Below are 23,590 nucleotides of genomic sequence, written 5' to 3' on the forward strand. Positions count from 1 at the left end.
CGAGGGCTGCTCCCGCCCACTCTTTCGGGGGAATGCCCCGCGCTTAGCATGCTCTCAGCGCACCTGGATACCCTTGCGGGCGATGAGCCCCGCATCCGATGACACCCCCGTCCGCGTCGGCGGTCGTTACCGACTCGACGAGCGCATCGGCGCAGGTGCCATGGGAGCGGTGTGGCGAGCGACCGACGAGCTGCTCAACCGCACCGTCGCCGTCAAGGAGCTGCTCGCGGCCACCGCACCGCCCACCGCGGCCGGCATCGACGCGCTGGAGGAGTCGCGCCAGCGCATCCTGCGCGAGGGCCGGATCGGCGCGCGGCTGCAGCACCCGCACGTGATCAGCATGTTCGACGTCGTGGTGCACGAGGACCGGCCGTGGCTGGTGATGGAGTACCTGCCCTCGCGGTCGCTCGCGGCCGTGCTGGGGGAGAAGGGCCCGCTGCCGCCGGAGGAGGTCGCCGAGATCGGGCGCCAGGTGGCCGACGGGCTGGCCGCCGCGCACGTCGCGGGCGTCACGCACCGCGACGTCAAGCCGGGCAACGTGCTGATCGCCGACGACGGTCGGGTGAAGCTCACCGACTTCGGGGTCTCCCGCGCCGTGGACGACGTGCAGCTCACGCGCACGGGCATGATCGCCGGGACGCCCGCGTTCCTGTCCCCCGAGGCGGCGCGCGGGCTCACCCCCACGGCGGCGTCCGACGTGTTCGCGCTCGGCGCCACCCTCTACGCGTCCATCGAGGGCATCCCGCCTTTCGGGCTCGACGACAACGCCTACGCCCTGCTCCACAAGGTCGCCACGGAGCAGGTGCGGCCGCCGAAGCAGGACGGCCCCGTCGTCGACGTGATCATGCGGCTGCTGAGCCGGGAGCCGGAGGACCGGCCGTCGGCCGCCCAGGCCCGCGACGCGTTCGCGGCGCTGAGCTCCGGTGGCGACGCCGGACTGGCGCCGCTGGTGTCCGCACCGGCGAGCACCGCCGTCGTGCCGCCCCCCGCCCGGTCCGGGCCACCCACGCTCTCGGACGTGCCGAGCCCGCCGCCCGCGCGGCCCGCGCCCCGGCGCAACCGGCGGATGCCGCTGCTCCTCGGGGTGCTCGCCGTGCTGGCCCTCGGCGCCGGTGTCACCGTCGCGATCCTCACCAGCAGCGGCGGCACCCCGGCCGCCCAGCAGGCACCCACCAGCGCTCCCGCCGCCCCGACCGCGGGCCCGCAGGAGACCACCCCGCCCCCGGCCACCTCCGCACCCACGACCGCGCCGCCGACCCCCCCGGCGAGCGCGCCGACTTCGGCGGCCGCCGTCCCGACCGATGCCGTCGCGTTCGTCCAGAGCTACTACGGGCTGCTGCCGGGCGACACCAACTCCGCGTGGCAGCTGCTCGGCTCCGAGGCACAGCGCCAGTCCAACGGGCGGAGCGGCTACGACCGCTTCTGGGCGGGGGTGGCGAGCGTGACCGTGCAGAACGCCCGCCAGACCGGCGACAACACCGTCGAGGGCACGGTGGTGTTCACCCGCCGCGACGGCTCCACGTCCAGCGAGCCGTACCGGTTCGTGGTGGGCACCGGGTCCGACGGGCAGACGATCATGGAGTCGTTCAGCCAGCTGTAGCCCGCAAGGCGGCCAGCCGCGGCGCGCGGGAGGCGGGCGAGTCGAGGCTCCCCCCGCGAACGTCGCCGAGCTGCTCGCGGGCGAACTCCTCGGTCCGGGCGATCGCGGCGCGCAGTGCGTCGTCCTCCGGCACGAACAGCTGCCGGACGATCTCGCGCGCGTCCGGGTCGTACTCCCACAGCCCGACGATCCGCCCGCGGTCCACGATCAGCTGGCACGGCGGGTCGGTGAGGTCGCCGAGCGTGCGCCCGCTGGTGGACGCCGGCTCGGGCCGCGCCGCGTCGACCGGGTCGAGCAGCCGCTGCAGGTCGCGGTGCAGGAGGTGGATGCCGTCGATCCACCCGACGAGCGCGTACGACGGCTCGTCCGGCGGCTCGAAGGCCGCCAGCTCGTCGACCGTGTCGGGCAACGCGAGCAGGTCATCGACCGGGACCAGACCCAGCCGCGCGACCGACGCCTTCGCGGCCGCCGCTCCGAGCCCGGAGAACCAGCGGAAGTGCTTCAGCGACGCCGGGCCGGCCCAGCGGAAGAAGCGGAGGGCCAGCTCGGTGCGGGCGGCCTCGGCGTCCGGTGCGTCGGCGAGCGGCGACGGCACCCATGGCACGTACCCGTACCGCTGCTCGTCGAGCCGCCCGTTCACCGGGACCCGCCGGACCCGCCCGCGGGCCTGCAGCAGGCCGAGCGCGAGCGGGAGCGTGGAGGTGGTGCCGCGCTTCTTGCCCGCCTCGCCGAGGCTGCGGACGGCCGGGCCGAGCTCACGCCGCAGCGCCGCCGGGTCGAGTGGCCCGCCGGCGGCGTCCAGCACGCGCAGCACCGCGTCGCACAGCTCCTCGACCTCGGATCGGGTCACGTCGAGGTGCTTCACGGCGCTGGTGAGCTCGGCCTCGGGAGCGGCCGCACCGCAGGTCAGCCCGACCGCGAAGTCGGCTGCGGGGAGGACGTACGTGCACCCGCGCGCCGACGGCAGCTCGCAGATCTCCTCGGCTGCGACGGCCTTGTCGACCTCGTCGCGGCCGATCCCCGCGCGGGCGAACAGCGTGAGGTACGGCGTGGAGCCGCCAACGGATCGCGCCCACCCCGTGCGGGCGAGCACGTCGGCGGCGGACAGGCCGGTCAGGTGTCCGTCGAGGCCCTGCCGGTGGTGCCACCACGCACGCAGGGCCGCGGACGCGGTCATGCCGTCTGCTCGGACAGTCCCAGCAGGTGGCCGGTCACCCAGCCCACCACCTCGCGGACGAACACCGCCCGGTTGTCGGTGCCGTGCACCTCGTGGCCCTCGTCCTCGAAGAGCAGGAACCCCGGGCTCGCGCCGCGCTCGCGCAGCGCGTCGACCACCTGCCGGGCCTCCTCGAGCGGCACGTTCGTGTCGTGGGCACCGTGCACCACGAGCAGGGGTGCGGTGATCCGGTCGATCCGGTGCATCGGGGACAGCTCCCGCAGCAGGGCGGCGTCGGTGTGCGGGTCGCCGTACTTGGTGGTGGCGGCAGAGGCGATCCACGGCTCGGTGTGCTCGTAGAACGTGGCGAAGTCGGAGATGCCGCAGACGTCGACGCCCACGGCGAAGAGGTCGGGGAACCAGACCAGCGCCACGAGGGCGAGGTAGCCGCCGTACGAGCGGCCGGAGACCCCGACGCGGGCGGGATCGGCGAGCCCGGCGGAGACCAGGAAGTCGACGGCCGCCCGCACGTCCGTGATCGCGACGAAGCGGCGCTCGACGTCGTCGGCCGTGGTGAAGGAGCGCCCGTAGCCGCCCGAGCCGCGCACGTTCGGCGCGAAGACGGCGATGCCCTCGGCGACCAGCGCCTGGAACAGCGGCTGGAACGTGGGCCGCTCCTGCGCCTCCGGCCCGCCGTGCAGCCAGATCAGCGTGGGCAGCGGGCCGAGCGCTCCGGTGGGCCGCAACAGCCAGCCCGACAGGCGCAGCCCGTCCTCCGCGCGGAACTCGTGCAGCGTTGGCTCCACGAACGAGGCGCCGAACTGCTTGGCGGGGCGCAGCAGCGGGGTGGCGACCCCGTGCACGTCGAGGCCGATCCGCGAGAGCCGCGGCGACACCGCTGGACCCTCGTTCGCCACGAGCAGGGCCGCGCCGTCGCGGGTGAACGCGAAGTTCGTGACGACGTCGCCGGGCACCGGGACGACCGGTTCGAGCAGGCCGGAACGCAGGTCGAGCAGCTCCACCTCGCTCCGCCCGTCGACGTTCCACGAGAGCGCGGCGCGCACGCCTGCCGGGTCGAGTGCCACGAGGTCGAGGTCGTCGTCGGGGCGCTCCGCGATGGGGTAGACGGTGGAGACGCCGCTGGTGCCGCCGAGTGTGACGGCGAGCAGCGCGGGGCGCTCCCGCCCCGCGTCCGTGTGCACGAAGAGCTGGCGGCCGGTGACGCCGAACCGGGCGTCCGCCACGTTGGCCCCGCCGGGCAGCAGCTCGGTGCGCACGCCGCTGCGCAGGTCCACCAGCTCGAGCCGGCGGGCCCCGCGCGGGCCGACTCTCACGACGGCCCGCCTTCCGTCGCCGCTCACCGCGCACACGCGGGCGGCCGGGCCGGACGCGAGCACGGTGGAGGTGCCGTCACGCAGGTCGACGAGGCAGGCCTGCCCCTCCCCGGATCCCTCGGCGAAGATCGTGACGCCGAGCTGCCGGCCGGTGGGGGACCAGACCCCGAGGACGGCGGCCGCCGCGCCGGGGGCGAGATCGCGCACCTCGCCGCCGTCCGGTGAGATCACCTGGACCTGGGTGCGCTCGCCGCCGTACGGGGCGACCTGGCAGGCGATCCAGTAGCCATCCGGCGACCAGGACATCGTCTCGACGTCGCCGTCGGCGGGCAGCGGCCGCTCCGGCTCCGACACCTGGGCGCCTTCCGGCGGAAGCGGCGCGACCCAGGCGCGCGGCCGGCCGTCGCGGTCGGAGATCCAGGCGAGCAGGGAACCGTCCGGCGACGGGGCCGGATGGCCGTAGCGCGGTGTGAAGAGCCCGTGCGCATCCGCGGTGCCGCCGATACGCGCGAGGCGTCGCTCCGTGAACCCCCCGTGCTCCATCCTCTACAGCCCCCTCTCCTGCAGCCACATCTCCAACAGCGCCACCTGCCACAACGCGTTGGACCCCAGGTTCGTTCTCTTCGTGTTCGGGTCCGCCAGCATGACGTCCAGCCAGTCCCGGCGCACCAGCCCCCTGGCCTTCGCGACCGGATCCGTGACCGCGTCGCGCACCCTGTCCAGGAACGGCCCTTCGAGGTGCCGGATCGCCGGGACCGGAAAGTACCCCTTGGGCCGGTCGATGACGGCGTCCGGGACCACCCCGCGCGCTGCGTCCTTCAGGACGCCCTTCCCGCCGTGGGCGAGCTTGAACTCCGGGGGACAGGCCGCCACCAGCTCCACCAGCTCGTGGTCGAGGAAGGGGACCCGCGCCTCGAGCCCCCACGCCATGGTCATGTTGTCGACCCGCTTCACCGGGTCGTCCACCAGCATGACGGTCGAGTCGAGCCGCAGTGCGGCGTCGATCGTCTCGTCGGCGCCCGGCGCGGCGAACTGCTCGGCGACGAACGCGCGGCTCGGGTCGTGGTCGAGCATCCACTCCGGTTCGAGGATCTCGGCCAGCTCGGAGTGCGGGCGGTCGGTGAACACCTCCGCGTACGCCTCGGGCCCCCGCTCCCGCGCCACGCCCGCGAGCGGCGGGTACCAGTCGTAGCCGGCCAGCACCTCGTCAGCGCCCTGACCGGACTGCACCACGGTGACCGACTTCGACACGTCCTCGGCGAGCAGGTGGAACGCCACGCAGTCGTGGCTCACCATCGGCTCGGCCATCGCCGTGATCGCGGCATCGACAGCGGGCAGCATGCGCGCCGGGTCCACGAGGATCTGCTGGTGGTCGGTGCCGAACTCCTTGGCGACGAGGTCGGAGTACTCGAACTCGTCGCCGGCCTCGCCCGCGGTGGCGTGGAAGCCGACGCTGAACGTCTTCAGGCCGGTCTGGCCCTCCCTCGCCAGCAGCGCTACCACCAGCGAGGAGTCCAGCCCGCCGGACAGCAGCACGCCGACCGGGACGTCCGCGACCATCCGCCGCCGCACCGCGACCCGCAGCGCCTCCAGCACGGCGTCGCTCCAGTCGCGCGCGCTCATGCCGGCGTGCTCGGGGCGTCGGACGTGCTCGGGCCGCCAGTACACGCGGTCGTCGGAGCTGCCGTCCGGCCGGACCGTGCGGACGGTGGCCGGCGGCAGCTTGCGCACCCCGGTGAGGATCGTGTGCGGCGCGGGAACGACCGAGTGGAACGTCATGTAGTGGTGCAGCGCCACCGGGTCGATCGAGGTGTCGACGCCACCGCCCGCGAGCAGCGCCGGCAGCGAGGAGGCGAACCTCAGCCGCCCCGAGCCCTCGGTGACGTAGAGCGGCTTGATGCCCAGCCGGTCGCGGCCGAGCGTCAGCACGCCGGTGTCGCGCTCGACGATCCCGAACGCGAACATCCCGAGGAACCGCTCCACGCACGCCGGGCCCCACCGGTGGAACGCCTTGAGCAGCACCTCCGTGTCGGACGTGGAGAAGAACCGGTACCCGGCGGTCTCCAGCTCGGCCCGCAGCTCCCGGTAGTTGTAGATCAGCCCGTTGAACACGGCGGCCAGCCCCAGCTCCGGATCGACCATCGGCTGCGCCCCGCGCTCCGAGAGGTCGACGATCTTCAGGCGGCGGTGCCCGAGCGCGACCGCGCCCGTGGCGTACACACCCGACCCGTCCGGGCCGCGGCGGTGCATCTCGGCCGTGATCCGCGCGACGGCCGGGACGTCCGGCTCTCTGCCGTCGAACCGGATCTCGCCGGCGATTCCGCACATTGCTGTCCTCCGCTCGTCGTCGGTCGAGTGGACGACGCCGCGGGGCACCCGCGCAACCCCGCGACGTGTTTCCAACAGGTGTCGGACCCCTGTGATCTCATCACGTCATGACGGACCCGACGATCGGTGTGATCTTCCGCCCGCAGTCCCCGCCCGAGGTGCTGCGCGACGTGGTCCTCGCGGCCGAGGCCGCGGACATCGCCCAGCTGTGGCTGTGGGAGGACTGCTTCTGCGAGGGCGGGCTCACCTCGGCCACCGCGGCGCTCGCGTGGACCGAGCGGATCCAGGTCGGGGTCGGGCTGATGCCGGTGCCGCTGCGCAACCCGGCGCTGGCCGCGATGGAGATCGCCACTGTCGCCCGGATGTTCCCGGACCGGTTCCGGCCCGCGCTCGGGCACGGCGTGCTCGAGTGGATGGACCAGATCGGGGTGCGCGCGGAGTCGCCGATGACGCTGCTGCGGGAGTACACCACCGCCGTGCGGGAGCTCCTGCACGGTCGCACCGTCGACGTCGAGGGCCGCTACGTGCGCCTGCGTGACGTCACGCTCGACTGGCCGCCCGCCTCCCCGCCGCCGGTGATCGTCGGCGGGCGCGGACCCAAGACCGTCGGCCTGGCCGGTGAGCTGGGCGACGGCGTCATCCTCGACTCGGTGCTCACCCCCGACCAGGTCCGGGAAGGGATGGGGCACGCGGCCGCAGGCAGGCGTACGGCGGGTCGCACCGACGAACCGTTCGACAACATCGTGTTCGTCGAGGTCGACGCGGGAGCCTCCGACCTGGTGGACCGGATCGACGAGGCGATCAGCACGTTCGCCGAGATCGGCGCGAGCACGGTGGTGTTCCAACCCACCGGCGAGGCACCCGACCCGCTGCCGCTGATCGCGGCGTGCGCGAAGCGGGGGTAGCGGCCCTGGGAGGGGCATTCATGGGAGCAGGTCGGCCTTGATCTGCTCCCATGGGATCGGCGTCGCGCCGGTCTCCCGCATCTCGGCCCTGGCCTCCTCCGCCGCCTGGATGTCGGCGGCGTCCTCCGCGAGCCGAGGTTCTCGTGGCATCGGCTGACACTACCTGTCGGGGATTCGACGGCTGTCGAATCCGGCGTCGCGTAGCCGGCGGTAGGCGTCCTCGACCGGTCGCGGTACCACTTGCGGAACGATGACCCACGCGCCGGATACTCGACGATCCGCTGCACGTCCCCCACCATCATGCTGATGACGAGGTGCTCGTCGCCGATGCTCGCCACGTAGTTCCGGTAGCTGGCCGTCGCCGAGGCACACACGACGTTCACCTCGGGCCACAGCTTGCGCACGGTCGCGTAGCTGCGGCGCTGCGCGTACGGCTTGCAGATCAGCAGAATGCTCGCCGGGTGGTGACCAGCCGCTTCGAGCACCGCCCGGGACTTCGTGATGTTCGCGCCCGTGTTCGTGGCCGTCGGCTCGACCAGCACAGCCGATTCCGGCACGCCGAACGCGAGAGCGTGCTCTCGGTAGTGCACCGCCTCCCCCCGCGGGAACCGGTCCCGGGTGGTGGCGGAGCTGCCGCCGGTGAAGACGATGACGGGGAACAGCTCGCGGAGGTAGAGCTGGGCGGCGCACGTCGCAACCCCCAGGTCATGGCTGCCGAGCGCGATGGCGGCGTCGCATGCACGTATCGGGTGGTCGAGCTGGTGGTAGCGCCAGAGGGTCTCGGCATCACGTCGCTGTTGTGCGGTCGGCGGGTGAGCGGTGTCCCTCTCTCTCAGCGCAGCACCCAGGTGTCCTTCGCCCCGCCCCCGCGCGACGAGTTGACGATCATGCTCCCGGCCGGCGCCACCCGGCTCAGGGCGGCCGGGGCGACGTCCACGGCGGTGCGGTCGCCCACCTGCGACTGGAGCACGAAGGCGCGCAGGTCCACGGCCCGCGGTTCGAGGTGGTCGCCGGCGAACGTGGGATGGGTGGACAGGTGCACGAGGTCCTGCGCCACCCAGCTCGCCGGGTCGGCGCGAACCTTCTCCGCCACCTCGGCCAGCTCGGCGCGGTCGGCGAGCGGGCCGATCACGATGCCCTGCCCGCCGTAGCCGTCCACGGGCTTGATCACGAGCTCGGCGAGCCGGTCGAGCACCTCCTCGCGCCGGTCGGGGTCGACGCACGGGTAGGTCGGGACGTTGTCGAGCAGCACGTCCTCGCCCAGGTAGTACCGGATCATCTCCGGCACGTAGGCGTAGACCAGCTTGTCGTCGGCCACGCCGTTGCCCAGCGCGTTGAGCAGCGCGACGTTGCCCCGGGCCACCGCGTTCGACAGGGCCCGGCCGATCGGGCGCATGTCGGCGCCGGTCGCCGTGAGCAGCTCCTTCTCGTCGATCCGACGGTAGAGCGCCGACAGTCTGCGCCGGGCGCCGGTGCTCACGAGGTACACGCCGTCCTCGGTGACCTGCAGGTCGCGCGGGGTCACCAGCGGCACGCCCATTCGGTCGGCGAGGAGATTGTGCTCGAAATAGGCGGAGTCGGACGGTCCCGCGGACAGCAGGGCGACCTCGTCGTGGCCCGGCGCGTCCGGTTCGGTGGCCGAGAGCAGGGCCGAGCGCAGCATGCCGGGCACCGCCTCCAGCCCGACGACGCCCGCAGGCGGCTCCAGGTCGGGCATCGCGCTGCGGATCAGCCGCCTGCTGATCAGCGCGTAACCGACGCCGGATGGCACGCGCAGGTTGTCCTCCAGCACGAACCAGTGGTCGGCCCGGTCGCGGACGAGGTCGATACCGGCCACGGCGATGCGCACGGCGTCGGCCGGCACGAGCTTGCCGAGGCGGCTCCAGCCCGGCGCGTCGTCCACGACCTGGGCCGGCACGATGCCGTCGGCGACGATCCGCCGCTCGCCGTACAGGTCGCGCAGGAACGCCTCGAGCGCCCGCACGCGTTGCGCGAGCCCGGCCGTGAGGATCTCCCAGTCCTCTGAGGTGACGATCCGCGGGACCAGGTCGAGGGGGAAGAGCCGGTCGGTGTCGCTGTCGCCCACCCGGAACGTGACGCCGCGCGCATGCTGCTCGGTGCGCAGCGCCGCCTGGGCCGCCCGCATGCCGCGCGGACCCAGCCGGTCGAGCGTGCGGAACATCCAGCCGTAGTGCGGCAGCACGGTGCCCCCCGCGCTCACGGCCTCGTCGTACGCGGCGCGCTCGTCGTCGGTCTTGTGGTAGCCGAGAAGCAGCTGGGGCGTGCTCGGCACGGTGGCGGGCGGCTCGGTGCGCAGCGTGCGACCCTGGGTGTTGGCGATCAGCACGTCCACGACGTCGGTGAGCTCGCCGCGGCGACCGAACACCCGGCGCTGGCGGGCCGCCGCGCTGCCGCGGGAGAGCGTGGCCTGCGAGAGCTCGAGCACCTGTTCCCAGTCGCCGAGCTCCTCCAGCTGCGGGCGCAGTTGGTCGACGAGCTGGCCGACGACCAGCGGCGGCGCGACGAGGGCCGGCCCGACGAGGTCGACGAGGTCGCCCTCCAGCCCGGATCGGGCCGCGCGCCACGACGCCGCGCGCAGCAGCTCGTGGCGCACCTCCGGTAGCGGCAGGCCCTCCTCCGCATCCGCGCGCGCCTTGCCGACCAGCGCGCGGAAGAGCCCGGCGATCAGGACGACGTCCTCGACGTCCGGGCAGGCGTCGCACACCCGCAGCTCGACCGTGGGCAGGTGGGCGCTCGGCCGGATGTCGAAGTAGACCATCCCGGGGTCGCTGATCGTGCCGGACGCGATGAGGTCGGAGACCAGCGCGTCGTAGTCGGCCGCCGTCTCGACGTGGGCGGGCGGGCCCGCGGTGGGCCAGCGCGACCACACCATCGACCGGAAGCTCGCGTAGCCCGAGTCGCGGCCGTTCCAGTACGGCGAGCTGGCCGAGATTGCCAGCAGGATCGGCAGGTACGGCGCCACCCGGCGCACGACCTGCACCGCGAGGTCCCGATCGGGCACGTCCACGTGCACCTGCGCGCCGCAGATGTGCTGCTCGCGCACGAGCATCTGGTACTCGTGCTGCATCTTCTCGTAGCGGGCACCGGCCGAGATGGCGTCGCCGTCCATCTCGGCGAGCGGCACGGTGCCGGCGGCGACGACTCCCAGCCCGAGCGGTTCGGCGACGGCCTCGAGGCGGCTGCGCAGCCGTCTGATGTGGCCGCGCAGCTCGTCGAGCGTGCTGCAGACCGGCGTGTTCGTCTCCACGAGCGACCGCTGAAGCTCGGGCGCGAACTCCGTGCCGTCGAGCTGCGTGAGCAGCGCGTCGACCTCCGGCGCGGCCCGGCGGGTCTCCAGGTCGACGACGTGGAACTCCTCCTCGGCGCCGAGCAGCGGCACGTCACTCATGCGGTGACGCTCCCACATCGATATGACGGGGGTGCTACGCAGGTTCAGGTGTAGGCCGCGTCGAAGAAGGCCAGCTCGAGGTCGACGGCGCGGACGAACTGCTCCTGCACCCGGTCGCGATGGGCCGGCGGGAGGCCCGCGCACACGCGGTCGAACTCCGCGCGCAGGAACTCCACCCACGTCGCGAACGCCCGCCCGCTGTGCAGCGCGATCCACTCCGCTTCCAGCGGTTCCTCCGGGAGCGGTTCCTCGGGACGCATGGCCCACTCCAGGTACAGCCACTCGGCGACCAGCAGCACGGCGAGGCACGACGGGTAGTCGGCGCTGCGGCGGGCGTCGTCCATCAGCTCGATGAAGCCGCGGGTCGGCTCCAGCAGCTGGGGCTCGGTGCGCTCGGTCAGCGGGACGTCGAGGGTGTCCAGCGCGCGGGCGAAGAAGTCGTTCTCCGGGCCGGCGACGATCCCGAGCTGCCGGGCGTGCACCACGCGCGCGTCCGCCCGGTCGGCCGACGCCACGGCAGCACCCATCAACGCCAGGAACGCGTCGACGAACTGGTGGTCCTGCACGAGGTAGGTCGTCAGCACGTCGGGGTCGACCCGCCCGCGCCAGACCTCGTCGACGAACCGGTGCCCGACGGCGGCGTCCCACGTGGATGCGGTCAGCTCCCGGAGCTGGGCTGAGAACGTCACCCGGGCAACCCTAGATGAGGAGGCCTGCCGGGCGGCGCCGTCGGCACTGGTGATGATCACGGGTGCTCGGGCCACGGCACGCCGGGGTAGGGGGAGCGGCCAGCGGCCTCGGTGGCGGACAGCGAGCCGTTCGCAACCGCGGCGTGCAGCGCCGCCACCTCGGCCAGCTCCGCCCGCTGCGCCGCCACGAACCCGGGGTCGACCGGGTCGCCGTGGCCGGGTACGACCGTGTGTGGGTCCAGGGCGAGGAGCGCGTCGAGGGTGGCGGGCCACTCCGGGACGATGGCGTCCCCCATGTCGGGTGGTGCGCCCTGTTCGACCAGGTCACCTGCGAACACGACGCCCGCGTCGGGCACCGCGACGACCAGGTCGTGGTCGGTGTGGCCGCGGCCGAGGTGCAGCAGGTCGGCCGAGCGGCCGCCGAGGTCGAGCGTGGCGGGCGCGTCGGTGCCGGGCAGTGCGGGTTCGGTGGCCGCGAGAGCGTCGGCGGTGCCTGCGTCGCCGCGGTCGCGGTAGTAGGCCGCCCACTGCCTCCGCTGGGCCGCCGCGGTGGCGGCGAGCACCTCGCGGCACCGCGGCAGCGCGTGCACGGGGGCAGGCGCGAAGGCCGCGGTACCGAAGCAGTGGTCGAAGTGGGCGTGCGTGATCGCAACGGTCAGCGGGAGCGTGGTGACGGCCCGGACCGCGGCGGCGAGCTCCGCGCCCTGCCGCGCGTCGCCGCGGGTGTCGACGACCAGGGCGCGCTCGGCGCCGAGCACCAGCCCGACGGTGAGGTCCAGCTCGGCGTACCGGCGCGCGAGGACGCCGTCCCCGACCTCCAGCCAGCGCCCGTCCATCACGCGGCGCGCAGGAAGCCGTCGCGCAGGCCCGGCACGGCCGTGCTCGCGTCGAGGGCGGCGGCGAGCTCCACGTCGTCGGGGAAGCCGTCGGCGCGCAGCTCGCGTCCGGACGAGGTGGCCGCGAGCACGTCCACGAGCCCCCGGTCGCGGGCGGCGGCGAACTGCGCGGCCGCCAGCTCGGCCTCCGGGGAGCGGCCGGGCAGCGCGGCCGCGATCGCGCCCGCCCCGAGCGCGTCCTCGACGGCGACGCGCATGGTGCCGTCCGGCCACCGCTCCCCGGCCGGGACGATTCCCACCGACCCGCCGACGGCACTGGCCGATGCCGCCACGGCGGATGCGTTGCGAATGCAGCCAGCGAGCAGCACGGCCCCGGTGGCGGCGACGGCGGCGCAGAGGGTGGCGCCGTTGGGGGAGGGCAGCGCGAGGCGGGTGCCGGCGGGCAGCCCGGTGAGCGAGGCGGGGGAGAGCGACGGCCCCGGCCCGCCCCGAGGACCGGCGCGGACGACGTCCGGCGGTACGGGCCCGTCGCGTTCCGCGGAACGCAGCGGGAGTACCGCCACCCCGCGGCCCACGGCGACGTCGACGGCGGTGGAGAACGACAGCACGTCGACCACGATCACGACGGCGCACTCGGCCGCCAGCAGCGTGGCGCCCTCCCGGCCCCATTCGAGGCGGACCCCGTAGTCGAGCTGGCGGTGTTCGGAGCGCACGGAGAAGGGATGCACGTCCGCCGAACCTACTGTGGTCCTCGTCCACTCACGGTAGCCGCCCGTACCCAGTAGCGTGACGACCGTGAAGGTCCGCATGGGGATCGGGTCGGTTCCACTCGCCGCAGGGCCGGGTCCCGGCCCCGAGCTGGCGGACCTCGTCGACGAGCTGGAGGCGAGGCGGATCGACTCGCTGTGGCTCGCCGACCAGGCGTCCGCGCCGCTGATCGACCCGCTCGTCGGGATGGGGTACGCGGTGTCCCGCACCCGGGACCTGAAGGTCGGCAGCGGCGTCGTCGTGCTGCCCGGGCGGAACCCGGCGCTGGTGGCGGCTCAGCTCGCGTCGCTGGTCGCGCTCGCGCCGAAACGGATCCTGCCCGCGTTCGGTGTGCGGCCGGCGATCGCGGCGGAACGGCCGCTCTTCCCCGCCCCGGACGGGGACCGTGCCGCGCTGTTCGACGAGTCGCTCACGGTGGTGCGCCGGCTGCTCGCCGAGCCGCGGGTCACGCACCACGGTCGGTTCTTTCACCTCGACGACGTGTCGGTGGCGCCGTTGCCGCCCCGGCCGCCGGACATCTGGCTGGGCGGCCGCGCGCCGGCCGGGCTGCGGCGGGTCGGCCGGCTCGCCGACGGCTGGCTGGGCAGCCTCGTCACCCCGGACGAGGCCGTGGGCGCCCGCGCGCAGATCGAACGCGCCGCCGCGGAGGCGGGGCGGGAGATCGAGGACGACCACTACGGGACCAACATCGCCGTGGTCACGCCCGGCGCTTCCGAGTCCGACGTCGTCGCGGCGCGGCAGCGGGTCGCCGGCCGCCGCCCGGACGTCGACCCGGCCGCCCTCGTCCCGTGCGGCTGGGGCGAGGCGCGGAAGCTCGTCCGGCGGTACGTCGACGCGGGCCTCACCAAGTTCGTGGTGCGCCCGGCCGTGCCCGTCCCGGCGTGGCCCGGGTTCCTGGACCAGTTCGTCGCCGAACTGCGACCGTTGGAGGACGAGCTGAGCGACGAATGAGTACGAAGGTCGGCCGGTTCGAGACCTCCGGCTGGTGACCGGAGGCGATCATCCCGGGTTTCCTGGACGCGTGCCCGAGATCCGCATACGCCCGACCGGACTGGCCGAGCGCGTTCTCGCGCCCGACCTCGCCCGCGGCGTGATGCTGCTGTTCATCGCCCTCGCCAACTCGCACTACTTCCTGCAGGGCCCGCGGTACCTCGTCGGCTTCCCGCTCGGCGGTTCGGCGCTGGACGCCGCCGTCGCGACCGCGATCGCGACGCTCGTGGACGGGCGCGCGTTCCCGCTGTTCAGCGTGCTCTTCGGGTACGGCGTGGTGCAGCTGGCGCGCCGCCAGCAGGAGGCGGGCACGCCGTGGAAGGCGGTCAGCAGGCTGGTCCGGCGCCGGAGCCTGTGGATGATGCTGATCGGGTTCCTGCACTGCGTGCTGCTCTACGTCGGCGACATCGTCGCGGCGTACGGGTTCCTCGCGCTCCTCCTGGTCGGCGCCGTGCGCTGGAAGGAGTGGGTGCTGCTGACGCTCGCCGGGCTGATGCTCGTGGTGCTGTCGCTGCCGAGCGCCGACGATGCGGCGCTGGTGGCGGGGCCGGACCCCGCGCTGCTGTCGCCGGACCCGGTTACCGCGTTCGTCGAGCGGGCGGCTGTGTGGCCGCTGCTCGTGCCGATGGAGGCCATTGGGCTCCTCGCGCCGTTCCTGCTCGGCATCGTTGCGGCGCGCAGGCGGTTGCTGGAGGAGCCGGCTCGCCACCACGTGCTGTTGACCGTCGCGGCGGCGGTCGGGATCGGCGCTGCCGTCGCGGGCGGGCTGCCGCTCGGCCTCACGGTGGCCGGGGTGCTCCCGGCCGGCCCGGACCTCGGCCTGCTCGTCACCCTGCACGACGCCACCGGCTACCTGGGCGGGCCCGGCTACGCCGCGGCGCTCGCCCTGCTGGCGGGGCGGATCGGGCAGCGGCGGGGTCCGGTGACCCGCGCCGTCACGGCGGTGGGTCAGCGCTCGCTGACCTGCTACCTCTCCCAGTCCGTGGTCTGGACGCTCGTGTTCGCGCCCTACGCGCTCGACCTGAGCGACGACCTCGGCGTGGCGGGCACGGCCGTGCTCGCGGTCGGGACCTGGCTCGCCACCGTCTGGATGGCCGAGCTGCTGCGGCGTCGCGGCGCCCGCGGGCCCGCGGAAGTGCTCCTGCGCCGGCTCACGTACCGCTGATCGCCCGGAGGCCGAGCGCGGCCACCAGGTTCTGGGAACGGTACGACGTGCGTGGCCCCGCCGGGTTGGTCGGGACAACCCCACCGAGATCCGGGGGTCTCCCTCGCCGGACGACGTGTCACCCCCATCGTTCCGCGCCGCCTGCGGACGCATTCTTGTGCCAGTCGCGCACCGACCGACCGGAACCGGGAAGTCGCCGCAGCATTCCAGCGAATGAGGGGCCATCATGTCGATCATCTCCGTTCCCCAGGAGTTCAACCAGGACGATCTCTACGTCGACCTGCAGTCGATCTTCGGTCGCCAGTTGTTCCTGAAGTGTGAAGGATTCAATTTCGCCGGCTCCGTCAAGTTGAAGGCCGCGAACGAGATGGTGGAAGCCGCGGAGCGCAGTGGCGTGCTTCGCCCGGGATCCGTGCTGGTCGAGTCCTCGTCCGGGAACCTGGGCGTGGCGCTGAGCATCATCGCGGCGAGCAAGGGCTACGGGTTCCGGTGCGTCACCGATTCACGCTGCAACCTGGCGACCAGGCTGCTGATGGAGGCATTGGGAAGTGAGGTGCACGTCGTCACCGAGCCCGACCCGGAGACCGGATACCTCGGCGCGCGGCTGAACTACGTCCGCAGCCTGTGTGCCTCCGACAAGCGCTACGTGTGGCTCAACCAGTACACCAACGACAACGCGTGGAAGGCGCACTACCGCACGACCGGTCCCGCCATCGCACGCCGATTCCCCGAGCTGGACGTGCTTTTCGTCGGCGCCGGCACGACCGGCACGCTGATGGGCTGCGCCCGCTACTTCAAGGAGCGGCACCCGTCGGTGCGGATCGTCGCCATCGACCCCGTCGGATCGGTCAGCTTCGGCACGCCCGCGGCCCGCCGGATGCTCCCCGGCCTCGGGATGAACGTCCGCCCGCCACTGCTCGACGAGGGCTACGTGGACGAGGTGCTCCACGTCCAGGAGGCCGACGCGATCCGCACCTGCCACCGGCTGGCCCGGCGCGGGTTCCTGTTCGGCGGCTCGACCGGCACGGTCGTCAGCGGCGCGATGCGCTGGCTGGCCCGCCACGACGCACGCGACCTCACCGCGGTGGCCATCGCCCCGGATCTCGGCGAGCGCTACCTCGACACGATCTACCAGAGCAACTGGGTGCAGGACCTGTACGGCGACGACGTGCTCGGCGACGACGTGCTCGACACCCGGTCCACTGCTGCCCGCGCAGCCTGAAGGGGCACGCCATGAGCACCCTGATGCCCGACCCGCCGGCGCAGCTGCAGCCCGTCTCGCTCGCCGAGCGCGAGGACATCCGCCGGTCGATCCCGATGTCCGAGCTGGTGCTGGTCGACCGGTACGAGGCTCAGGGGTGGCGGGTCCGTACGGACGAGCGCCTCGACCGCCTGTTCGAGGCGCGCTGCGACTGGGTCCGCGCCTACGGCCGGCCCGGCCAGCCGGCGGTCGACTCCGCCGAGCTGTCGCTCACCTACGACGAACTCGACGGGCGGTCCAACCAGCTCGCCCGGTACCTCCGCCTGCGCGGCGCGAACCCCGGCGACCGGATCGGCCTGCTGTTCGACCGTCCGACCGATGCCTACGTCGCGATCCTCGCGGTCCTGAAGATCGGGGCCGCGTACGTCCCGATGGACGTCCACAGCCCGGCCCCGCGCACGGCCGCCATCGTCGCGGACGCCCGGGTGCGCACCGTGCTCTCGACGTCGGGCATCGCCGACCGGATGACGCAGATCGGCGCCGAGATCGTTCCGCTCGACCTCGCGGCACCCTTGATCGGCGAGCAGAGCCCGCATCGGCTCCTGGACGCCGAGCGGGGGATCCGCGACGGCTCGCTCGCCTACATCACCTACCGCCCCGGCACCGACGGCCGGCCCACCGGAGTGGCCGTCGACCACCGCAGCATCTGCAACTTCGTGAAGGTCGCCGCCGAGGTGTACGGCATCCGGCCGTGGGACCGCGTGTACCAGGGCACGTCCGTCGCTTCCGACTCGTCGGTCGAGGAGATCTGGGTGCCGTGGGCCGTTGGCGCCACCCTGGTGCCCCGCCCGACCGGCCGCGGCCTGCTGGGCAAGGACCTGCACGCCTTCCTGAGCGCGCGGCGGGTCACGGCGATGAGCTGCGCCCCGGGCCTGCTCGCCACCCTCGAGCAGGAGCTGCCCGACCTGCGGTTCCTGCTGGTTGCCGGGCCGAACTGCCCGCGGGACCTGGTCCGGCGCTGGCACAAGCCCGCCCGGCGGTTCCTGGGCGTCTACGGGCCGGCCGAGGCGACGGTCTCGGCCACCTGGACCGAGCTGCACCCGGACAAGCCGGTGACCATCGGGATCCCCCTGCCCACCTACAGCACGGTCGTCCTCGACGTCGAGGACCCGTTCCACGCGCTGCCGCACGGGCAGATCGGGGAGATCGGCATCGTCGGCATCGGGCTGAGCTGCGGCTATCTGAACCGCGACGACCTCACCGAGAAGGCGTTCATCCCCGACTTCCTCGGCATCCCCGCGAACCCGTCCGGCCGGATCTTCCGCACCGGCGACCTGGGCCGGGTCAACCCGGATGGCGAGATCGAGTACCTGGGCCGGGTGAACGGGCGGGACGCGATGCGCGGCCACTCTACGGAGCCGGCCGACGAGATCGAGCCCGTACTGCCGGCTACCCGGGTCACGGAGCCGCTGACCGTCGAGCTGCCGGTGGTTCCTGCTGTCGACCTTCCGGTGCCGCAGGCCGTGCCCGCGTTGTCGGCGGTCCCGCTGCCCGCGTTGTCGGCGGTCCCGCTGCCCGTGCCCCAGGCGGTCGAGCTTCCCGTGCCGCAACCGATCGGGCTCCCGGTGCCGCAGGCCGTGCCGGTTCCGCAGGCGGTCCAGCTCCCGGTGCCGCAGGCCGTGCCGGTGCCCCAGGCTGTCCCCCTCCCCGTGCCGCAGGCCGTCGCGCCCTCCGGTACGCCCGCCGTCGAGCCCGTCCCGGCCGTGGGCCTGGTGGAGCCGCAGGCTCCCGTGCCCACCGCCGAGCCGGCCGCCGGCGTCGAGCAGGCCCTCGCGGCGGTGTTGGCCGAGGTCCTCGGCACCTCGCAGGTGCCGGTCGACGCCCACTTCTTCGAGGATCTCGGCGCCGACTCGATGGTCATGGCCCGCTTCTGCGCCAGGTTGCGCAAGCGCGACGATCTGCCCGCCGTCGCGATGAAGGACATCTACCGGCACTCGACCATCACGGCACTGGCGACCGCGTTCGCGCCCGCGCCCAGCACCCCCGACGCGGGCCTCGCGACCGCGCTCGCCGCGGTGTTGGCCGAGGTCCTCGGCGCCCCGCAGGTGCCGGTCGACGCCCACTTCTTCGAGGATCTCGGCGCGGACTCGATGGTCATGGCCCGCTTCTGCGCCAGGTTGCGCAAGCGCGACGACCTGCCCGCCGTTGCGATGAAGGACATCTACCGCCACTCCACCGTCAACGCCCTCGCCGCCGCCTTCGCGCCCGCGACCACCTCGGTCGGTCCGGCCGAGCCGCCCGAGCCGCCGATGCTGAACACGTCGATCATGCGGGCGGTCAAGGCCGTCCGCACGGTCCGCGCCGCCCGGCACCGGGCGATGCCGACCAGCAAGCCGCGCTACCTCCTCTGCGGGGCGCTGCAGCTGCTGTTCATGCTCGGCTACCCCGCTCTCACCGCTGCAGTCGGCGTGCAGGGCTTCGAGTGGGTCCTCGCAGGCACCGGCCTGATCGACGTCTACCTCCGGTCGGTCGCGTTCGGCGGCGCGATGTTCGTCGGCCTGAGCACCCTTCCGATCCTGCTCAAGTGGGTGCTCGTCGGCCGGTGGAAGCCCCAGGAGATCAGCGTCTGGAGCATGGCGTACTTCCGCTTCTGGGTGGTCAAGACGCTGATCCAGCGCAACCCGATGGCGCTGTTCGCCGGCTCGCCCCTCTACGCGCTCTACCTGAGGGCGCTGGGCGCGAGGATCGGGCGCGGCGCCGCGATCTTCTCCAAGAACGTGCCCGTGTGCACCGACCTGCTCACCATCGGCGACGGCGCGGTGATCCGGAAGGACTCGTTCCTCACCGGCTACCGGGCCCACGACGGCGTCATCCAGACGGGCGCGGTGAGCATCGGCAAGAACGCGCTGGTCGGCGAGGTCACGGTGCTCGACATCTGGACGTCACTCGGTGACGGCGCCCAGCTGGGGCACTCCTCCTCCCTGCACGCCGGACAGTCCGTGCCCGATGGTGAGCGCTGGCACGGCTCTCCCGCACAGCGGACCGACGTGGACTACCAGCGGATCCCCGCGGGGCACATCAGCACCGCGCGCCGGGTCGGCTTCGCGACCGTGCAGCTGGTGAACCTGCTCCTGGTGGGTTCGCCGGTGGCGTTCGGCGGCATGGTCCTGGCCCTCACCGCGGTCCCGCAGCTCGCGGCCCTCTTGGCTCCGGGTCCGGCGCAGTTCACGAGCTGGACCTTCTACCGCGACGCACTGGTCATGTCCGGGGTGCTCTTCTTCGGAGCCGTTCTCGGCGGCCTCGTGTTCATGGGCACCGTCCCCCGGCTGCTGAACCGCGCCATCAAGCCGGGCAAGGTCTACCCGCTGTACGGGTTCCACTACTGGGTCCAGCGAGCGATAGCGCGCACGACCAACCGGAAGTTCTACACCCGCCTCTTCGGGGACAGCTCCTACATCGTCCATTACCTGCGTTGGCTGGGTTACGACCTCCGCGGAGTGCAGCAGACCGGCTCGAACTTCGGTGAGGACGTCAAGCACGACACCCCGTTCCTCAGCGCGGTCGGCAGCGGAACGGTCGTCGCGGACGGGCTGTCCATCATCAACGCCGATTTCTCGAACACGTCGTTCCGCCTGTCCCGCGTGTCGATCGGGGCCCACAACTTCCTCGGCAACAGGATCGCCTACCCCGCGCAGGGCAGGACGGGGGACAACTGCCTCCTCGCGACGAAGCTCATGGTTCCCGTGGACGGGCAGGCGCGGGAAGGCGTGGGCCTGCTGGGCGCGCCGAGCTTCGAGATCCCCCGGACGGTCGAGCGGGACAGGCAGCTCGACGTGGGCAGCGCGGACGAGCTGCGCCGCGGCCTGTGGGCCAAGAACGTCCACAACACGATCACGATGGCGCTGTTCCTGCTGGTGCGCTGGATCTTCTTCTTCGCCGTCACCGTGCTCTACCAGGTGGCCCTCGACGTGCGGACCGTGCTGGGCGTGCCCGCGGTCGTGCTGGCAGGGGTCGGCGTCTTCTTCTTCACCGCGACCTACTGGGTGCTGGTCGACCGCATGTTCCGGTCGCTGCAGGCATTGCGGCCGCAGGGCTGCTCGATCTACGACCGTGCCTTCTGGCGGCACGAGCGGTTCTGGAAGATCTCCGCCGACACCTACCTCAATGTTTTCAACGGCACTCCCCTCAAGAGCGTGATCTGGCGCCTGCTGGGTGTGCGGATCGGCCGGCGGGTCTTCGACGACGGCTGCTTCCTGACCGAGCGGACGTTCAGCACGATCGGGGACGGGGCCACGCTCAACGCGGGCAGCGTCATCCAGTGCCATTCGCAGGAGGACGGCGGGTTCAAGTCCGACCGCACGGTTATCGGTGCCGGCTGCACGCTCGGTGTCGGCGCATTCGTCCACTACGGCGTGACGATGGGCGACGGGGCGGTGCTCGCCGCCGACTCCTTCCTCATGAAGGGCGAGGAAATGCCCCCGGGCGCGCAGTGGGGTGGAAACCCCGCCAAGAAGATGCGCGGGCACTCGGGTGATCTGCAGGTCCGAAAGATGAACATCGACGACAACTACGCGGCCGAGCTCGTCCGCGTCTGACACCCCGCACACAAAGACGAAGGGACGATCCGATGAACACGCTGATCGAGACCGGCCGGGAGTTCTGGCGGGGTGCCCTGCTCGCGGGCGGCGCCACCGCAATCGGCCGGTGGACGCTCGACCCGGCCGCCGGTGTCGCCGTGCACGTCGCGACCCTGGACGACGACCTCGCGGCGGCGATGCGCGGGCTCGCCGACTCGATGGAGCTGCCGCTGCACTCGGTGGCGCTGGCCGCGCACGCGAAGGTGCTGGCCGCGCTGTCCGGCGAGCAGGACGTGGTGACCGGGTACGCGGCGGGCCCCGGTGGCCGGGCGCTTCCGTGCCCGCTCCCGACCGGGGCCCGCTCGTGGCGGTCCTTGCTGAGCGACACCGCTCGGGTCGAGATGAACCTCGTGCTGCACCGCGGCATCGACGTGGACGCGCTGCAGCGCGAGCTGGGCGTCGCCGGGCCGGCGTACGAGACCGAGTTCGACCCGATCGGCACGCACGACACCGGGCGCGATCCCGCCGAGGACGTCGTGCTGCGGGTGGGGCTGGTGAACGGCGGCCGCGCGCTGCGGCTCACGTACCGCACCGACGCGCTCGACGCGGCCGCCGCCGAGCGGATCGCCGGCTACCACCTCACCGCCATCGCGCTGATGGTCGCCGATCCGGACGCCGAACACGGGCGCGCGAGCCTGCTGGCGGACGACGAGCTGCACTTCCAGCTCGACGGGCTGGCCGGGCCGCGCCGGGAGCTGCCGGACCGCCGGTTCCACGAGCTGTTCGAGGAGCGGGTGCGGATGCACCCGGACGCCGTCGCCGCCGTGCACGGCAACCGGGAGTGGACCTACCGCGAGCTCAACGCGAAGGCCAATCGGCTGGGTCGGGCGCTGCAGGCGCGCGGGGTGCGCCGCGAGGGTGTGGTCGCGGTGGTGACCGAGCGGAACCTGGACTGGATGGCCTCGGTCATCGCGATCTTCAAGGCAGGCGGGGTGTACCTGCCCATCGAGCCGCACTTCCCGGCGGACCGCATCGCGAGGACCCTGTCCCGGGCGGGCTGCACGCTGGTGCTCACCGAACCGGGCAGCACGACCACGCTGGACAAGGCCCTCGACACGCTCCCGGCCGTGCAGCAGGTGTTCGTCGACACCGCCTACGCCGAAGGGCACGCCGCGGACGACCTCGGGGTCGCCGTGACGGCCGACCAGCTCGCGTACATCTACTTCACCTCGGGCTCCACCGGCGAGCCGAAGGGCGCGATGTGCGAGCACGCCGGCATGCTCAACCACCTCCACGCGAAGATCGCCGACCTCGGCATCCGCGAGCGTGAGGTGGTCGCCCAGGTCGCGCCGCAGTGCTTCGACATCTCGCTGTGGCAGCTGGTGTCCGCGTTGCTCGTCGGCGGCCGGACCGTCCTGGTCGAGCAGGACGTGATCCTGGACGTCGCGCGGTTCGTCGACACGATCGAACGCGGGCGGGTCGGGGTCGTGCAGGTGGTGCCCTCGTACCTCGAGGTCGTACTGGCCTACCTGGAGCAGCACCCCCGTGAGCTGCCGGACCTGCGCTGCGTCTCGGCCACCGGGGAGGCGCTCAAGACCGAGCTCGCCCAGCGCTTCTTCGCCGCCCGCCCCGGGTCCACCCTGGTCAACGCCTACGGGCTGACCGAGACCTCGGACGACACCAACCACGAGGTCATGCGCGCCGCTCCGGAGGGGGACCGGATGCCGCTGGGCCCCGCGGTGCAGAACGTCAACGTCTACGTCGTCGACGAGAACCTGAACCCGGTGCCGCTGGGCGCCCCCGGCCTGATCGCGTTCTCGGGGGTGTGCGTGGGCCGCGGGTACGTCAACGACCCCGAGCGCACCCGGACCACCTACCTGACCGACCCGCACCGCCCCGGCCAGCGGCTCTACAAGGGCGGCGACTTCGGGCGCTGGCGGCCCGACGGCAAGCTGGAGTTCCTCGGCCGCCGCGACAGCCAGGTGAAGATCTCCGGCTTCCGCATCGAGATCGGCGAGATCGACAACACCCTGCTGCGGGTGCCCGGCGTCCGCGACGGCGCCGTGGTCGTGGCCGAGCGGCCCGACCGGGGCAAGCACCTGGTCGCCTTCTACGCCGGCGAGCGCCTCGGCGTCGAGCCGCTGCGGGAGCGGCTGGGCGCCTCGCTGCCGCACTACATGGTCCCGGTGGCGTTCCACTGGCGGGAGAGCCTGCCGCTCACGGCCAACGGCAAGATCGACACCAAGGCGCTCACCACCATGGCCGCCGAGCTCGCCGTCACCGACGAGGACGAGTACGCCACGCCGATCACGCCCACCGAGGTGCGGCTCGCTTCCGTGTGGGAGAAGGTCCTCGGCGTCTCGGCTGACCAGATCGGCCGGCAGGGCCACTTCTTCGACCTGGGCGGCTCGTCGCTGTCCGCGGTCAAGCTCGCCGTCGCCCTCGACCGCGTCGTGTCGCTCAAGGACGTCATCCGCCACCCGGTGCTCGCCGAGCTCGCCGAGCTGCTCGACAGCAGGCAGGCGTCGATCGAGGAGCCCGCGGACGGCGAAGGGGCCTTCGCCCTCACCTGCCGACACGCCTGAGAGATCCGAACCGAGTCCATCACTCGAACGAACCCGACAAGAGGAGA

15 protein-coding genes and 1 pseudogene are annotated in these 23,590 nt (G+C 72.9%); 7 read left to right on the forward strand and 9 right to left on the reverse strand.

What is annotated here, in order from left to right:
* Nucleotides 1–82: 82 nt before the first annotated feature.
* Complete coding sequence (locus FB388_RS02340) at nucleotides 83–1,600, forward strand: serine/threonine-protein kinase (RefSeq protein WP_142096217.1); 1,518 nt, start codon at nucleotides 83–85, stop codon at nucleotides 1,598–1,600.
* On the opposite strand, the gene FB388_RS02345 is transcribed toward FB388_RS02340, so the two are convergent.
* From FB388_RS02345 to FB388_RS02355, 3 genes are read right to left on the reverse strand one after another with little or no spacing between them, the layout of a single operon-like run.
* Nucleotides 1,587–2,777, reverse strand: coding sequence for a DNA glycosylase AlkZ-like family protein (locus FB388_RS02345; protein ID WP_142096220.1), 1,191 nt, complete (start codon nucleotides 2,775–2,777; stop codon nucleotides 1,587–1,589). The genes FB388_RS02340 and FB388_RS02345 overlap by 14 nt on opposite strands.
* Nucleotides 2,774–4,633, reverse strand: a complete 1,860-nt coding sequence (locus FB388_RS02350; protein ID WP_142096223.1) for a S9 family peptidase — start codon at nucleotides 4,631–4,633, stop codon at nucleotides 2,774–2,776. Before FB388_RS02350 ends, FB388_RS02345 begins: the two co-directional genes overlap by 4 nt.
* 3 nt (nucleotides 4,634–4,636) lie before the next feature.
* Complete coding sequence (locus FB388_RS02355; RefSeq protein WP_142096225.1) at nucleotides 4,637–6,418, reverse strand: N-acetylglutaminylglutamine amidotransferase; 1,782 nt, start codon at nucleotides 6,416–6,418, stop codon at nucleotides 4,637–4,639.
* A gap of 107 nt (nucleotides 6,419–6,525) precedes the next feature.
* Between FB388_RS02355 and FB388_RS02360 the strand changes: the two genes are divergently transcribed.
* Entirely contained in the window at nucleotides 6,526–7,323 is a 798-nt protein-coding gene (locus tag FB388_RS02360) for an LLM class flavin-dependent oxidoreductase (RefSeq protein ID WP_142096228.1), read from the forward strand.
* Nucleotides 7,324–7,341: 18 nt separating this feature from the next.
* On the opposite strand, the gene FB388_RS40800 is transcribed toward FB388_RS02360, so the two are convergent.
* The 6 genes and pseudogenes from FB388_RS40800 to FB388_RS02390 form a co-directional block, all read right to left on the reverse strand.
* Nucleotides 7,342–7,473 carry a hypothetical protein gene (locus FB388_RS40800; RefSeq protein ID WP_281290374.1) on the reverse strand — a complete coding sequence of 44 codons (132 nt, stop codon included), beginning with the start codon at nucleotides 7,471–7,473 and terminating at the stop codon, nucleotides 7,342–7,344.
* A 278-nt stretch (nucleotides 7,474–7,751) separates the two neighbouring features.
* A pseudogene (locus FB388_RS41025) lies at nucleotides 7,752–8,171 on the reverse strand (YdcF family protein); the annotation flags it as partial.
* On the reverse strand, nucleotides 8,156–10,732 hold the full coding sequence (locus tag FB388_RS02375) for a carboxylate--amine ligase/circularly permuted type 2 ATP-grasp protein (protein ID WP_142096231.1): 2,577 nt from the start codon (nucleotides 10,730–10,732) through the stop codon (nucleotides 8,156–8,158). The pseudogene FB388_RS41025 and the gene FB388_RS02375, both read right to left, overlap by 16 nt.
* A gap of 44 nt (nucleotides 10,733–10,776) precedes the next feature.
* Nucleotides 10,777–11,421 carry a TenA family protein gene (locus FB388_RS02380; protein ID WP_142096234.1) on the reverse strand — a complete coding sequence of 215 codons (645 nt, stop codon included), beginning with the start codon at nucleotides 11,419–11,421 and terminating at the stop codon, nucleotides 10,777–10,779.
* A gap of 56 nt (nucleotides 11,422–11,477) precedes the next feature.
* Nucleotides 11,478–12,257, reverse strand: coding sequence for an MBL fold metallo-hydrolase (locus tag FB388_RS02385; RefSeq protein WP_142096237.1), 780 nt, complete (start codon nucleotides 12,255–12,257; stop codon nucleotides 11,478–11,480).
* Nucleotides 12,257–12,985: a 2-phosphosulfolactate phosphatase gene (locus FB388_RS02390; RefSeq protein ID WP_246121508.1), complete on the reverse strand. Its 729-nt coding sequence runs from the start codon at nucleotides 12,983–12,985 to the stop codon at nucleotides 12,257–12,259. Before FB388_RS02390 ends, FB388_RS02385 begins: the two co-directional genes overlap by 1 nt.
* A 67-nt stretch (nucleotides 12,986–13,052) precedes the next feature.
* Here FB388_RS02390 and FB388_RS02395 point away from each other — a divergent pair, with 67 nt between their 5' ends.
* From FB388_RS02395 to FB388_RS02415, 5 genes are all read left to right on the forward strand, one after another.
* Nucleotides 13,053–13,976 carry a TIGR03854 family LLM class F420-dependent oxidoreductase gene (locus FB388_RS02395; RefSeq protein ID WP_142096243.1) on the forward strand — a complete coding sequence of 308 codons (924 nt, stop codon included), beginning with the start codon at nucleotides 13,053–13,055 and terminating at the stop codon, nucleotides 13,974–13,976.
* 70 nt (nucleotides 13,977–14,046) lie between these two features.
* Entirely contained in the window at nucleotides 14,047–15,180 is a 1,134-nt protein-coding gene (locus FB388_RS02400; protein ID WP_246121510.1) for a DUF418 domain-containing protein, read from the forward strand.
* 226 nt (nucleotides 15,181–15,406) lie between these two features.
* Nucleotides 15,407–16,402: a 2,3-diaminopropionate biosynthesis protein SbnA gene (gene sbnA, locus FB388_RS02405; RefSeq protein WP_142096246.1), complete on the forward strand. Its 996-nt coding sequence runs from the start codon at nucleotides 15,407–15,409 to the stop codon at nucleotides 16,400–16,402.
* An 11-nt stretch (nucleotides 16,403–16,413) separates the two neighbouring features.
* Nucleotides 16,414–20,976, forward strand: coding sequence for a Pls/PosA family non-ribosomal peptide synthetase (locus FB388_RS02410; protein WP_142096249.1), 4,563 nt, complete (start codon nucleotides 16,414–16,416; stop codon nucleotides 20,974–20,976).
* A gap of 32 nt (nucleotides 20,977–21,008) precedes the next feature.
* The gene (locus FB388_RS02415; protein ID WP_142096252.1) at nucleotides 21,009–23,543 is read left to right on the forward strand and encodes a non-ribosomal peptide synthetase; all 2,535 of its coding nucleotides are present in this window, start codon (nucleotides 21,009–21,011) and stop codon (nucleotides 23,541–23,543) included.
* Nucleotides 23,544–23,590 lie beyond the last annotated feature (47 nt).

This window comes from Pseudonocardia cypriaca (assembly GCF_006717045.1).
Taxonomy (GTDB): Bacteria; Actinomycetota; Actinomycetes; order Mycobacteriales; family Pseudonocardiaceae; genus Pseudonocardia; species Pseudonocardia cypriaca.

Bases quoted from the DNA above. Each gene is read 5' to 3' on its own strand.
- FB388_RS02340 (WP_142096217.1), top strand. From the start codon at position 83: ATGAGCCCCGCATCCGATGACACCCCCGTCCGCGTCGGCGGTCGTTAC.
- FB388_RS02345 (WP_142096220.1), bottom strand. From the start codon at position 2,777: ATGACCGCGTCCGCGGCCCTGCGTGCGTGGTGGCACCACCGGCAGGGC.
- FB388_RS02350 (WP_142096223.1), bottom strand. From the start codon at position 4,633: ATGGAGCACGGGGGGTTCACGGAGCGACGCCTCGCGCGTATCGGCGGC.
- FB388_RS02355 (WP_142096225.1), bottom strand. From the start codon at position 6,418: ATGTGCGGAATCGCCGGCGAGATCCGGTTCGACGGCAGAGAGCCGGAC.
- FB388_RS02360 (WP_142096228.1), top strand. From the start codon at position 6,526: ATGACGGACCCGACGATCGGTGTGATCTTCCGCCCGCAGTCCCCGCCC.
- FB388_RS40800 (WP_281290374.1), bottom strand. From the start codon at position 7,473: ATGCCACGAGAACCTCGGCTCGCGGAGGACGCCGCCGACATCCAGGCG.
- FB388_RS02375 (WP_142096231.1), bottom strand. From the start codon at position 10,732: ATGAGTGACGTGCCGCTGCTCGGCGCCGAGGAGGAGTTCCACGTCGTC.
- FB388_RS02385 (WP_142096237.1), bottom strand. From the start codon at position 12,257: ATGGACGGGCGCTGGCTGGAGGTCGGGGACGGCGTCCTCGCGCGCCGG.
- sbnA (WP_142096246.1), top strand. From the start codon at position 15,407: ATGTCGATCATCTCCGTTCCCCAGGAGTTCAACCAGGACGATCTCTAC.
- FB388_RS02410 (WP_142096249.1), top strand. From the start codon at position 16,414: ATGAGCACCCTGATGCCCGACCCGCCGGCGCAGCTGCAGCCCGTCTCG.
- FB388_RS02415 (WP_142096252.1), top strand. From the start codon at position 21,009: ATGAACACGCTGATCGAGACCGGCCGGGAGTTCTGGCGGGGTGCCCTG.